The sequence below is a fragment of the Niabella aquatica genome (assembly GCF_054779315.1).
In genome coordinates, this window is record NZ_BAAGYM010000011.1 from 76,446 (window position 1) to 89,486 (window position 13,041).

The following is a 13,041-nucleotide window of genomic DNA, read 5'->3' on the forward strand; positions in this document are numbered from 1 at the left end:
TTAGCTATTTAAATTGTTATTGAATTTAGGAAAATCTCTGCTTCTGTATTAATGACCGCAGAACGATATGTAAAGTTGCTTAAGCGGCCTTTTATTATTCCCGCCAATATTATTTTATGATTTATTTTGCATTTATATCCCTGTTGAAAAACTTTACAGATTGATTATCAATTATAGACAGGTTATTCATTATTTCAGATTATTCCCTACTTTCACCACTGATGGCAGTTGATTATTATCAGATATTACAGATCCCGCCTTCGGCAGATATTGCCGAAATAAAAGCAGCCTACAGAAAGCTGGCGCATCTTTACCATCCTGATAAAAATCCTGATAACAAATCTTCACGGGCTTATTTTGATCTTATAAAAGAGGCTTATGAAACATTATCCAACGCAGGTAAAAAAGAAAAATACCTGCAGGAAAGATGGCTGGCCAAAGCGTATGGCCATCCGCTTGAACAACCGATAAAAACGCCCGAACATATATTAAAGCAGGTACTACTGGCCAGCGATCAGATAAGAAAAATGGACATATACCGTATGAACAAAGATGGTGTTGGCACCGAATTAAACCTGCTGCTTTCTGAAGAAAATATTTCTTTACTAAATGAGTTTAACGAAATGCCTGTTAACGATGCGATAGTGAAAGAACTATTATACATGGTTACTGTATTACCGGCATCGGTTCAAACCGGCTTATTCAAAACACTCCGACTTATCAATAGTAATTATGCTGAAGCTATCAAGAATAAAGAAGAAGAGCTGGAAGGTAAAATCTTCTGGGAAACCTGGAAACCGGCATTTATTATTTTAATTGTAGTGCTCCTTTGCATCCTGATATGGGGTACTTCTTTAAAATAAATACGCAACCGGTATGCTACTGCACGGCAGGGCAGCTTAAAGGAATAAATCATCAATCTCCCTATCAATGATTATTTCCGGTTTCAGAAAGTCAGCAAGCATTTTTAATATTTTACATTCGATATTTTATGGTAAAGAACCTTTATCTTTCGGAAGCAAAATAAACAACAATGATCCCTATTGGAGATGATAATACCGGCCGGACAATAACTCCTTATATTAACTATCTGCTTATAGCACTGAATATAGGGGTATTTATTTTTGCACAGGGGCTAGGTACGAATGAGGCCTTCACGATGAGCTACTCAACAGTACCAAAAGAGATCTTAACCAACCGGGATATTGTCGGTGGGGGCCTTCAGCCAACCCCGATCCCCGTTTACGGGACTATTTTTACAGCTATGTTTATGCACGGCGGCATTGCCCATATTGCCGGGAATATGATGTATCTATGGATCTTCGGCGACAACCTTGAGAATGTAATGGGACATTTCAAATATCTTGTATTTTATTTGCTTTGTGGTGTATTAGCCACATTGGCGCATGTTTTTATGTCGGGCTATACGGGCACTGGCTTATATACTCCCAGCCTGGGTGCGTCTGGTGCTATATCAGGTGTGTTGGGCGCATATATGATACTATTTCCCAAAAACAGTATCCGCATGCTGATCATTCCATTTGTAATACGGGTAAATGCTTTTGTGGCACTGGGCCTGTGGATTGCTTTACAGGTAATAGACGGTATGGGGGCCTTAGGACGTGAGGATGCGGGTGTAGCTTATGCAGCTCATATTGGCGGCTTTGCGGCCGGTCTTTTACTGGTAAAGTTTTTTGTGAACAGGCAGCCTGTCAGAACCGCATAAGAGTGCGGTTCAGGACCCTTGCTCAAGCAGTTCCCTGAATGCAGCCATAGTAGTAAAAAGATTATCATGAATAATGGGATCTGCAATCCAGCGCGGCACACTTATGCTTTTATCCGTTATTATCTGGTAAGTTACTCTTAAATGCCCGTTCTTTATTTTTTCCAGCACCCACTTTCCTCTGGTCCCGGTAATACGGTTCACATTTTTAATAGCAGGAAACTGCATAACACCGGCTTCTTCAAAATAAACAGGGCATATTGCTTTGCTTACATCATTTTTATTGAAAAAATATTTCAGGCCACAATCCTGGTCGTTCATAGGCCATGGCATTTTATAACGCACATAGGTGTACCAAACGGTCTCATTTTTTGTTACAGCTATTTTAACGGTTCTGGCATGGGTATTCCATTTTGCACCTTTATCCGGGTCCTTTAATAATGCGATCACGGCATCTGCAGATGGTGTCCTCACCACAAAATCGGCTTTCAGCTCACGCACCGTATTACCATTATGTGGCACCCATCTTTCATACAAATTGATATTACTTTCATTTTTTACCAGTTTAAAATCGGCAGCATTACATACGGTAATGAATAACAGGCCAGCCATTACCGGCAAGATGCTTTTAATAAGTTCTTTCATTTGTAATCATTTTATTGTTTCTTATATACTTAATACCATTAACTGTGTATTTACCCCTATTGGTTTTAGTAAAAATTCGGGCTGCAGATAATACAGATCACTTCAACAGGTTTGTCTGTAACCGGAAAACATGCACCTTCAGGTTGTAAATAATAAATTCTTTAAGCTGATAAAAACATACGGGCGTTCATCGATCCCGGTACAATCGAGCACCCGTCAATGGCGTTGTAATTGGCCGTCACAAAATATATTAAATAATCGGTCCTGACTGAATGAAACACGCAGCGCGCCTCTGTATATTCCCTCCCTGCCGCTTCCAGCGGTACAGGGTTATGTGTATCGTAGGAAGCATAAAAGTTTGGAACGAAGGGTATTTCGAACAGTGTTTTTTTTTAACATCTTTGCTTAATCAAATATCTTCCCGGCATTGAGAATACCATTAGGGTCAAATACTTTCTTAATATCCCGCATAAGCTGTATCTGCTTTTCTTCAAAGACAATATCTATAAAGCGCTTTTGTATCAGACCAATACCATGTTCGCCGCTGATCGTTCCTCCCAGGCTTTTTACCAGCAAGAACAACTCCCTTACAATGGTGTCCATTACAGGACTGTTGTAACTATTAAGGACTCCTTCTTTTTTTATCCGGACATGCAGGTTGCCATCTCCTGCATGGCCGTAAGCGACCACATTAAAATCGTGCTGCCGGCCAAGGGCTTTTAATCCGCTAATCAGCTTAGATAGTTCTGCACGCGGCACTACTACATCTTCTTCTATCGTATACCCGGCCCTTTTCACATATTCTGCTGCTTTCCGGCGAATTTTCCAGAGCGCCTCCTTTTGGTGTGCATCTTCTGCAAATAAAATCTCCCCTGCTTTATGCTGTTCCAGAACAAAAGCGATCTGCTCCATTTCCTTAAATAATACTTCCATATCATTGCCATCTACTTCTACGAGCAGGTGGGCCTCCATATCATCACTTACCGGTACAATGTGGCTGTGCACCATGCTGCTTACTATTTTCAGTGCTTCCGCTTCCATCAGCTCCAATGCGCTGGGAGTAAACCCTGCACGAAATATGGCGCTTACTGCTTCGCAGGCTTTTTCAAGGCTGGCAAAAGGAGCCAGCATCAGTAAATCGTATTTAGGTAAAGGAATAAGTCTCAGCACAATTTTGGTTACAATGCCCAATGTGCCTTCGCTGCCTACTATCAGCTGCGTAATATTATATCCTGTAGCATTCTTTAATACATTTGCTCCGGTCCATATAATTTCACCCGTTGGTAGTACTACTTCCAGGTTCAGCACATAATCCTTCACCACGCCATACTTTACAGCATGCGGGCCACCGCTGTTTTCTAATATATTTCCACCGATAAAGCAGGAACCTTTACTGGCAGGATCCGGGGGATAATACAACCCCTTTTCGGCTACCGCCTTTTGTAATACTTCAGTAATAACCCCCGGCTCGGTTGTTACCTGCAAATTTCGCTCATCTATATCCAGAATCTTATTTAGGCTTTCGGTAGCAATAACCACACCGCCCAAATGAGGCAACGCCCCGCCGCTCAGGCCTGTACCTGCACCCCGGGGCGTAACCGGTATTTTATGTTCATTACAAATCTTTAATACAGCGCTGATCTGCTGCGGAGTTGAAGGCTTTATAACCACCTGCGGTTTAAAATCCAGTGTTTCTGTTTCATCATGTGCATAATGCAACAAAACATCTTCATTGGTAAAAAAATGATCACTTCCTACAATATTTTTAAACGATCGGGCTATATCTTCTGTTATCATAGCGGTAGTGGTTCTATTATTGTAAATATAGTTTTTTAACAGCAACACTAGTCTATAAAAACAACATACTTATCTTTGACACCCTATAACTATAAAAAATGGCTGGGATACTGGAACAAATAGGCAATACGCCTTTGGTTGAGCTGAATAAGATATCAGTAAATAACAATGTAAAAATATATGCCAAGCTGGAAGGTAATAACCCCGGAGGGAGCGTAAAAGACCGGGCCGCTTATGGTATGATAAAAGGCGCATTAGACCGCGGGGAAATTAAGCCAGGCATCCAACTGGTTGAAGCTACCAGCGGCAATACCGGTATTGCTCTTGCAATGATAGCTAATCTTTTTGGCATTGACATAGAGCTCGTAATGCCGGAAAGTGCCACGCGGGAACGGGTTTTAACCATGCAGGCATTTGGAGCAACCGTTACCTTAACCCCGAAGGATAAGGGCATGGAAGGCGCTATCGATTATGCCAATGATAAACTAAAACAGGGTGGCTACCTTATGCTTAACCAGTTCGGCAACCCTGACAACCCAGGGATGCATTACCAAACCACAGGTCCGGAAATATGGCGTGATACAGAGGGCGGCATTACTCATTTTGTTTCTTCCATGGGTACAACGGGTACCATTATGGGTGTATCAAAATACCTGAAAGAAGTAAATCCCGCTGTTCAGATCGTAGGCTGCCAGCCTACAGAGGGATCGAGTATACCAGGCATACGTAAATGGCCTGAAGCTTACCTGCCTGCAATATTTGAGCGCAGCAGGATTGACAGGGTGATCGATCTTGACGAAGAAGATGCCCGTACAATGGCAAAACGCCTGGCGCGGGAAGAAGCGGTGTTTGCCGGCATGAGTAGCGGCGGCGCGGTACATGCAGCTATTGAGCTGTCAAAAGAGCTGGCATCAGGTATTATTGTATGTATTATCTGCGACAGGGGCGACCGGTATTTATCTTCTGACCTGTTTGATTAATGCAGAATAGGCCTGCCCGGTTAAAACTGACAGCATAAATTCATGTACATCTGGGAATAAACACCAGGGTAATTCGATTTATAACAAATTCAAACGATTAATGGATAACAGTACACACTGCCGGCAATTGCTAACCATAGAAACCATTTCTTTTGCTTTTAAAAATAACCAGCAGAACCTATCCGAGCAAATCATTTCCTGTTTTTATTCCTGCTACCGCCCGCTGTTTATACAATGGGCAAAAATCACTTACCATCGCTATCCTGCAGATATCATTGAATTTGCGGCTAATAATTCTTTTACCGATGGTGTGTTGAAATTAAAAGAATCTGCCCATCAGGATAAACTTTATACAGGCAGGGCCAATGTAAAAACCGTGTTGTTCCATTATTGCAGGAATATGCTATTGGGGCATTTAACCAATGAAAAGCGCCTGGCCGAAAAAAACAAAAAATTGTATCCTGTACTTTCTGACGGAGCACAATACGATATGAATGAAAAGGAAAACGAGCTAACAAAAAGCCGGGAGGAAACGATAGCGCAGGCCTTGGCAAAAATGGCTGCAGCCGACAGGCAGATTATTCAATGGCGGCATATTGAAGGAAAATCGAATAATGAAATTGCAAAACTTTTAGCTATTACAGCAGCCTCGGCAACCAATCGTATTTACAGGTGTATGCAAAGGTTGCGGGAACTGATTGGAGAGATGGACAAACAAAACAATTAGTATATCATTTAAATTGCAGGTATGGGCATTACAACCGAACAGTACGAAAAAATCATCCGCTTCTTAGACGGCGAAATGGAGGCTGCTGAAATGGAGGCGTTCGAAAAAGAACTGGCAGCTAATCCTGAAATGCGCCATCAGCTCGATTTTGAGCAATCTTTAAGAGATAGCTTTGCATTAAAGGATATAACCTGCCTGCCAGGTACCGTAGCACCGGCTGAAATACCCGGCAAAGTAAGAAGGATGCAAAAGTGGCTGACCATCGGCTCAGCAGCGGCTGTTATAATAGCAATTGTACTTTTTATGGCACCCTGGCAAAAGCCGGGTACTGCCCCGGATATAGCCAACCGAAAGAATATTGATACCACCCGGGAAGAAAGCGGCCGGTCTAAGACAGTAATAAGTGAACCTGCAAAAGATAGCAGCAACGACATTGACCTGGCTTCATTGTTCAAAAAATATTTTAAAAAAGAACCTTTACCCGAAGAATATCCTATTTTCCTGGCAGAAGCACTGATGGATTATGAGCAGGGCAATTACGCAACCCTGCAAAAATTAAATTTAAACGACCTGCCGCAAACCCGGGGCCCTCAAGAAACAGACCGGAAAAAAAATATTTTGCAACTCGGACATTATTATAAGGGAATTGCATATCTGGAAACAGGCAATACGGGAAAAGCAATTGCTCATTTTAATTGGGTGTTGAAAAATCAACCCGATACAACCTTAAAGGCTAAGACGCAATGGTACCTGGCTTTAGCTTATTTAAAAGAAAAAAACAGGGAAAAAGCAGCCGAGCTGTGCAGGAGCATTATTAATCATAAAGGGAACCATGTATTAATAAAGAATGCAGCAATCATACTGAATACTTTAGAAAAATAATCTTTTAAACTACAGAAACATTTTATGAAACGCTTTATAATATTAACCGGCATATGCTTATGCCTGCAAGTATTAGCCCGGGGGCAGAGTGATAGTGATTCTGCAAAGTATTACTTTGATAAAAGCCAGAACACTAAAGCATTGCCCTTTGCACAACAAAGTTTTGAAGCAGTAAAACATCTTAACAGCGAAGATACTGCATACATTGAGGCTGCATATACATTGGCCGTCGTTTATGGAGCATTGGCCAGGAACGACAGCGCCATGGTTTATCATGTAAAAGCTTGCGATGGCGCAAAGAAGCAATATGGAGCAAGCAGTCAAAAGTATGGCAGGTATTTGGTAGATCTTGCAACAACCTGTAAAGAAGCCGGGAAATTACCGGAAGCCGAACAACAATATCAAAAAGCAATAGCTATTTTAAAGGAAATAAATGTTCCATACAAAAACGATTATGCTTTTAGCTTAATACAGCTAGGAAATCTTTACACATTAATGGGCAATTTAAATAAGGCAGAGGAGTTATTCATCGCTGCCAGTAATGTGGCACCCCGGGAACCTCTTGAGAAAAAGACAGAATATGCGCTGGCCTTGCATGAGTTGGGCATTTTATACGAAAGAATGGGTAATTACAGAAAACAGGAAACAATACAGGTTCAGGTATTAGGTATGCTGAAAGAAATGTATGGAGAGCAACATTCCGCCTATGCCAGTGCATTGAATAATCTTGCAATTTTATACAACCGGAATCATAACCTGGAAATGGCCGATTCTATGTTCAGAAAAGCATTGGAAATAAAAAAACAGGCCAATGGAGAGAACAGTGCTGCCTATATAATGGTTTTAAATAATTTAGGTGTAATTAATACCGAAATGGAGAAATATGAAACAGCAGAAAAATACCTGAAAGAAAATGTTGAGATCGCCTACAAAAATGGTGGAGAGGAAACCCTTCAATATCCATTCTGCCTGAGAAGCTTAGCCAGGCTATATGCCATATCCAATCGAATTGAATTAGCAGAACCAATATTTGAAAAGGCCCTGGTTATCTACAACAAATTGGGAGTAGACCGAAACGCTACCCGATTGAAGTTATTGTATGATATGAGCCGATATTTATATGCCGACAATGTTCCTAAAAAGGCTATATATTTAAAGGAAGCCGTAGAAACAGAAAACAAGCTGCTATTAGAAAAACTGAACTTCTTATCTGAAGCGGAATTACTTGTTTATTTAAAAGGGATCGAAGTGTATTCGGCCAGGCCTTACATTTTTTTAATGCAGCATAAAAGCCCGGAGATAGCAGTCGCTGCTTATAACACCAGGCTAAGCGCCAACAGTATCAGCCTTCAAAATACAAGATATCTTTATCAAAATATGTCGCAATCAAAAGATGGTGAACTAAACCGGCTTTGGAAAAATTACCTTCAGCACAAATCTTTTTATACAAACCTGCTGCTAACACCAATAGCTAAAAGAAGCGCCAATACAGATTCTATTGCCGCCGCTCTGAACCAGGAGGAGAAGGATATATTGCGCAGGTCGGCAGACTACCGGAAAGTAAAAGAAATACTTTCTGTTCAATGGCAGGATGTGCAAAAACATTTGCGGAACAATGAAGCCAGCATTGAATTTGTACGGTTCAAATATAGATTTGATACCTATAGTACCATACAGCCCGACACCGTTTACTATGCGGCCCTGTTACTTCGTCCCCAGGATACGGTGCCACAGTTTGTAATGCTGTGTGAAGAAAAACAATTAATTGCCGCCATGAAAAAATTCCCTTATAAAGCAGCTACAAAAAGCCGTGGGGCAAAACCGGCATACAACCAAAACAATGCAAACGATTTATATAAACTAATATGGCAGCCATTGGAACCTTACCTTACCCATAGCCGGACCGTGTATTTTTCTCCGGATGGATTACTGCACCACACAGCCTTTTCGGCGATCCCTTATAAAAAAGAAGGGCTGCTTTGTGATAAATATGATCTTGTTCAGCTTACTTCCACCCGGCAGATAGTTTTGCAGCAGAGCCGGCCTTCCACTCCCGTTTCAATAGCCATGTTTGGTGGTATCCATTACGATCAGCAAGCCGCAAATGAAAGCATTGCTGCATCGCCCGCTTCCAACAATTATATAAATTATCAAGGTCGCGGCGCCGACCTGGACTCTTTTCGCTTTTTGCCTCATACCCTGACAGAGATCAATATGATAAAAATGTCTGCAAAAGCTTCGCAAAAAGAGGTCACTATATTTACGGGCGACCATGCTACCGAAGCTGCATTCAGAAGCCTTGGAGGCAATAACTCTCCGGCGGTCATTCATTTTGCAACCCATGGCTTTACATTCCCGGATACTCCCACGCAAGAAAGCGATCCCGAAACATCCTTTAAAGCTTCAGACAACCCTCTGCTGCGCTGCGGGCTGGTAATGGCAGGCGGCAACAGGGGCTGGCAGGGGAAAGCACACCCCAACGAAGACGATGGCATATTAACAGGGCTTGAAATAAGCTCGGTGCAGCTGCCCAATACGCAGCTGGCTGTATTATCAGCCTGCGAAACCGGTTTGGGAAAAATAGAAGGCAGCGAAGGAGTGTTCGGCCTGCAAAGGGCCTTTAAACTGGCCGGAGTAAACTATATAATGGCCAGCCTTTGGCAGGTACCGGATAAAGAAACCGCAGAGTTCATGCAAAATTTTTATGCTCAATGGCTGGGAGGAAAGACCATTCGCCAGGCTTTTCTGAATACACAACAAACCATGCGTAAAAAATATACGCCCTACTACTGGGCAGGGTTCACATTGGTGCAATAATTTTTTGGGAAAGGGATGATGATAACAGGCCGGAAGTTGCTATTAAAGATAGCAATGCTCCAGTTCCCACAATACAAGCCTGCAGCCGCCGGCATAAACTATGCCGATCAGGTAGCTGCTTACCTGGAAGATCACTCCTGTACACAAGTGGTTACCGCTTTGGAGCAGAACGCTGTACTGAAGCGTATGGACGAAGAAATACTTCAGGAACGTATTTATTTCTCTGTAAACCTGGCTGAGAACAGGATCGTGCATCGTAATGGTATTTCCCGGTGGCTGGGGTATACTGATACTGATTTTTCACTCAGAGACTATCACCAGATCATCCACCCGGCACATGCTCCCCTACAGTGTTATTACAGCGCTTCGCTGCTGGAACTATTCATGCATAATGAAATCAAACTGCAGTTTATGCAGCCCGTTTGCGCCACGCTTATTGCGCTAAGGCATAAAACCGGCAAATACATTTATTGCAAACGGGAATGCTCACCTTTCCAGTTAACCGGAAAGAACAAAATAACCGAATACCTGTGCCAGCTAAGCATGCTGAAACAATTCAGCTGCGAAACCTATCATACCCGCATTTACCCTGTAAACAGTTATAGCGCGCATGTGGATGATAGATTACATGCGCTTGCCAGAAAAAAATTTGCTGAGCAAACCAGCTTTTCTATACAGGAATTAAGAATACTCAAAAGGTATGTATACCAAAAAAACAGTACCAGCGAAATAATAGGGCAGGCTTTTAAAATAAAAAAATCAACAGTGAATACATTTAACAAACGGATCTTAAAAAAAACAGAACTTTTTTCCAAACAAGGCTTTAATACGGCAAAAGAAGCGGCATTATACTTTAAAAATGCGGGACTGATATAAAAAACAATATTGAATACCTACTATAGGGACAAGCTATCAAATAGATGGATGTTAAATTCGCTGCCCGGACTATTGCTTTTTATTATATAATACTTTAAAAATACAAAAAGTGTATGCTATTTATTCATCTGATTTTTAAAAAATGCCGATCGGCCTAAATGTCAAACAACTCTTTCAATTCTACATTTAAGGCGGAACAAAGAATAAGAGCGGTTTTCAAGGTAATGTTGGTCCTGCCGTTCTCAATCCGTGAAATGGCTGTTTTCTCCAGGCCACAAGCTACCGCTAAATCGAGTTGCGAAAAATTGATCGCTTTCCGGAGCCGCTTGATGCGCTGGCCAAACTTTTTTTGATATTCCTGGATATTTATTGACATGAATGTCAAGATTATATTTTATGTTTGTATAAATGGTAAACATATATGTCAATATGATTGCTATTATTTTACTTCCATAGTTTATAAGCAGGCCAGCTTTATTTAAGGGACTGTGTTCCAAAACGCTGTAAGGATCAAAACACTTTTTAAACTGTTTAGTGTGAATGAATAGAAATGGCAGATTATGGATTAATCCTTAAGATCACAAATAGGAGTAGTACTCCCTCACAACACACGCTCCGGCTTCGGCATTGCATATTGCTGATACCGTGGTTAAAAAATACAGCGTCCACAGCCAATACACCGTGTGCTGTATGAGACCTGTATGGAACGAAAAACGTAAATACCGGTTAAAGGATATCCGGCAGAATGAACAGGCTTATTAAACCAATCATTATAAAATCACAAACTATGACATCAGTCAATCCTAACTACAGTTTCAACATTCAACAAAATGCTACAGGCAGCTACACCTGTACCTGGAAACCTGCAATACTGGGATTCAGGTTTGCCCTGCCCCTTATCTGGATTGCAGGCATACTAAGCCTCGCTGGAGCTATTCTAACGTTTAATAATAGTAAGGGACCGGCGTCCGGCATATTGGGCAGCTTCATTCCAAACTGGATCACTTATTTTTTACTGTTGTATGTGGGCACCCTTGTAATTGTCAATATTGTTATTAGGCGGGGAGGTCGTTTCAGCTTTGATAAAGAGGGCTTCAGCGTTGGGAACAGTCATTATGCCAACAAAGATATTATAGGATTATATGTGCGCAGCCCCAGGGGCGAAAAAATGGAAATGCTGAGCTATACCACTTATGGCGGTTTTGGTGTGGCGGACACTGTACGTAATGTGGCTTCGGGTATTAATGCTGCAAGTACCGAGGCCCGGATGGCGCTAATGCGCGCCGTACGGGAAAAAAGTTATAGTGTATGTATTCAATACGGTGAGCGGGAAATACGCCTTGCACAGCATTTGACAGTGCTTACCGCGAAGTCGCTCCTACATAAAATAGATGAGCTAATATAAGCACTACAATAATTATTCTGACCATTACTCATAATCTTAAATAATTTAACTGGTAAAATACTCCCATATGAAATGGATCAACAAAAAGCTCGTAATAGCTCCCCTCCTATTTTTTATTATTGAAGGCTGCTCCAAAGACAAACCGGTGGATGAAAGAACAGAATCTGCGGACAACGATAAAATAGAAGTGAAAACTATAGAAGTGGATCAGGTGGCCAGCCGGTTTGCCCGTATCAGTTGGAGCGCAACAAGTAAAGACTTTTCAAGTAGCGTATCTATACCGGAGACTGGCGTTTGTTATGGAACAAATAACGCCCCGACAGTCAGGGATAATCATGTTAGTGTAAATACTGAAAATGGAGGGTGGTTTGATACAAGATTATCGGGCCTTACTATCAATACCACTTATTACGTAAGAGCGTATGCTAAATATAATAACACTATTGTATACGGGGATATATTAAGTTTTAAAACGCTTGGCGTTGCTCAACTGGAGTCTGTTACAATCGGCAATCAAATATGGTCTAAGAACAATCTGGATGTTACCGTTTTCAGGAATGGGGAAAGCATTCCTGTTGCAGGTGGAAACAATGCGAACGATCCGGCCAATTATCCCTGGAGCATGCTGAACAAAGCGAGCGCTTCTTATTGGCAAAGTAATACTACTTATCTGAATATTTATGGCATGCTTTATAACTTCTATGCTGTTAGAGATGCACGTGGCCTGGCTCCTGAAGGCTGGCATATACCAACGAATGCAGAGTGGCAAACGCTTATCAGCTATTTGGGCGGTGAGTCAGTTGCAGGAGGAAAATTAAAAGAAACAGGGTTTAGTCATTGGCTTTCTCCGAATACCGGAGCGACCAATAGCAGTGGATTTTCAGCACTACCGGGTTCTATGCGCTCTCCGAACGCAGAGCCGCCATTCCCCTACTCAATTGGTTATGATGGTATTTGGTGGAGTGCTGATACAAAACAGAATGATAATTATTTGGCTTTGGCATACAGTCTTTTTAATCAGAGCAGCTCCATTACGAAGCATACAGCATTTTTTCAAACTGGCGCATCCATTCGCTTAATTAAAGATTGAAACATCTCTGCCATAGCCGATATAAAAAATAAACTATGCAGTGTTTACAATTTTTGTTTGCAGCTCAAATTAACCGCCTTAATAGAGATGCTGCTATCA

The 13,041-nt window shown here is 41.7% G+C and carries 12 protein-coding genes; 9 read left to right on the plus strand and 3 right to left on the minus strand.

The features are described 5' to 3' along the window. Window positions 1-221 precede the first annotated feature (221 nt). Both ACYVBM_RS09790 and ACYVBM_RS09795 read left to right on the plus strand, forming a co-directional pair. Complete coding sequence (locus tag ACYVBM_RS09790) at window positions 222-863, plus strand: J domain-containing protein (protein ID WP_460685472.1); 642 nt, start codon at window positions 222-224, stop codon at window positions 861-863. Window positions 864-1,033: 170 nt separating this feature from the next. Next, window positions 1,034-1,726 (plus strand): rhomboid family intramembrane serine protease, encoded by a 693-nt coding sequence (locus tag ACYVBM_RS09795; protein WP_460685473.1) that lies wholly within the window; start codon window positions 1,034-1,036, stop codon window positions 1,724-1,726. Window positions 1,727-1,735: 9 nt separating this feature from the next. Here ACYVBM_RS09795 and ACYVBM_RS09800 read toward each other — a convergent pair whose 3' ends face one another. Further along, a complete protein-coding gene (locus ACYVBM_RS09800) occupies window positions 1,736-2,368 on the minus strand; it encodes an SRPBCC family protein (RefSeq protein WP_460685474.1) in 633 nt (210 codons plus the stop codon). Between the two features lie 405 nt (window positions 2,369-2,773). Further along, a complete protein-coding gene (locus tag ACYVBM_RS09805) occupies window positions 2,774-4,165 on the minus strand; it encodes an FAD-binding oxidoreductase (RefSeq protein ID WP_460685475.1) in 1,392 nt (463 codons plus the stop codon). Between the two features lie 98 nt (window positions 4,166-4,263). On the opposite strand from ACYVBM_RS09805, the gene cysM reads away from it, so the two are divergent. The 5 genes from cysM (at window position 4,264) to ACYVBM_RS09830 (ending at window position 10,447) form a co-directional block, all read left to right on the plus strand. Continuing rightward, window positions 4,264-5,145, plus strand: coding sequence for a cysteine synthase CysM (gene cysM / locus ACYVBM_RS09810; protein ID WP_460685476.1), 882 nt, complete (start codon window positions 4,264-4,266; stop codon window positions 5,143-5,145). 100 nt (window positions 5,146-5,245) lie between these two features. Further along, window positions 5,246-5,872 (plus strand): RNA polymerase sigma factor, encoded by a 627-nt coding sequence (locus ACYVBM_RS09815; RefSeq protein ID WP_460685477.1) that lies wholly within the window; start codon window positions 5,246-5,248, stop codon window positions 5,870-5,872. A 21-nt stretch (window positions 5,873-5,893) separates the two neighbouring features. After that, a complete protein-coding gene (locus ACYVBM_RS09820; RefSeq protein WP_460685478.1) occupies window positions 5,894-6,754 on the plus strand; it encodes a tetratricopeptide repeat protein in 861 nt (286 codons plus the stop codon). A 24-nt stretch (window positions 6,755-6,778) separates the two neighbouring features. Further along, complete coding sequence (locus tag ACYVBM_RS09825) at window positions 6,779-9,571, plus strand: CHAT domain-containing protein (protein WP_460685479.1); 2,793 nt, start codon at window positions 6,779-6,781, stop codon at window positions 9,569-9,571. 15 nt (window positions 9,572-9,586) lie between these two features. Next, complete coding sequence (locus ACYVBM_RS09830) at window positions 9,587-10,447, plus strand: hypothetical protein (RefSeq protein ID WP_460685480.1); 861 nt, start codon at window positions 9,587-9,589, stop codon at window positions 10,445-10,447. A gap of 154 nt (window positions 10,448-10,601) precedes the next feature. On the opposite strand, the gene ACYVBM_RS09835 is transcribed toward ACYVBM_RS09830, so the two are convergent. Next, window positions 10,602-10,823 (minus strand): helix-turn-helix domain-containing protein, encoded by a 222-nt coding sequence (locus ACYVBM_RS09835; protein WP_460685481.1) that lies wholly within the window; start codon window positions 10,821-10,823, stop codon window positions 10,602-10,604. 411 nt (window positions 10,824-11,234) lie between these two features. On the opposite strand from ACYVBM_RS09835, the gene ACYVBM_RS09840 reads away from it, so the two are divergent. Further along, the gene (locus tag ACYVBM_RS09840; RefSeq protein ID WP_460685482.1) at window positions 11,235-11,852 is read left to right on the plus strand and encodes a hypothetical protein; all 618 of its coding nucleotides are present in this window, start codon (window positions 11,235-11,237) and stop codon (window positions 11,850-11,852) included. Between the two features lie 67 nt (window positions 11,853-11,919). Beyond that, on the plus strand, window positions 11,920-12,942 hold the full coding sequence (locus ACYVBM_RS09845) for a fibrobacter succinogenes major paralogous domain-containing protein (RefSeq protein WP_460685483.1): 1,023 nt from the start codon (window positions 11,920-11,922) through the stop codon (window positions 12,940-12,942). Window positions 12,943-13,041: the final 99 nt, after the last annotated feature.

What these genes read in the sequence shown, in the direction of transcription:
- ACYVBM_RS09845 (WP_460685483.1), top strand. Translation starts at nt 11,920, where the DNA reads ATGAAATGGATCAACAAAAAGCTCGTAATAGCTCCCCTCCTATTTTTT.
- cysM (WP_460685476.1), top strand. Translation starts at nt 4,264, where the DNA reads ATGGCTGGGATACTGGAACAAATAGGCAATACGCCTTTGGTTGAGCTG.
- ACYVBM_RS09835 (WP_460685481.1), bottom strand. Translation starts at nt 10,823, where the DNA reads ATGTCAATAAATATCCAGGAATATCAAAAAAAGTTTGGCCAGCGCATC.
- ACYVBM_RS09820 (WP_460685478.1), top strand. Translation starts at nt 5,894, where the DNA reads ATGGGCATTACAACCGAACAGTACGAAAAAATCATCCGCTTCTTAGAC.
- ACYVBM_RS09795 (WP_460685473.1), top strand. Translation starts at nt 1,034, where the DNA reads ATGATCCCTATTGGAGATGATAATACCGGCCGGACAATAACTCCTTAT.
- ACYVBM_RS09830 (WP_460685480.1), top strand. Translation starts at nt 9,587, where the DNA reads ATGATGATAACAGGCCGGAAGTTGCTATTAAAGATAGCAATGCTCCAG.
- ACYVBM_RS09815 (WP_460685477.1), top strand. Translation starts at nt 5,246, where the DNA reads ATGGATAACAGTACACACTGCCGGCAATTGCTAACCATAGAAACCATT.
- ACYVBM_RS09825 (WP_460685479.1), top strand. Translation starts at nt 6,779, where the DNA reads ATGAAACGCTTTATAATATTAACCGGCATATGCTTATGCCTGCAAGTA.
- ACYVBM_RS09840 (WP_460685482.1), top strand. Translation starts at nt 11,235, where the DNA reads ATGACATCAGTCAATCCTAACTACAGTTTCAACATTCAACAAAATGCT.
- ACYVBM_RS09800 (WP_460685474.1), bottom strand. Translation starts at nt 2,368, where the DNA reads ATGAAAGAACTTATTAAAAGCATCTTGCCGGTAATGGCTGGCCTGTTA.
- ACYVBM_RS09805 (WP_460685475.1), bottom strand. Translation starts at nt 4,165, where the DNA reads ATGATAACAGAAGATATAGCCCGATCGTTTAAAAATATTGTAGGAAGT.
- ACYVBM_RS09790 (WP_460685472.1), top strand. Translation starts at nt 222, where the DNA reads ATGGCAGTTGATTATTATCAGATATTACAGATCCCGCCTTCGGCAGAT.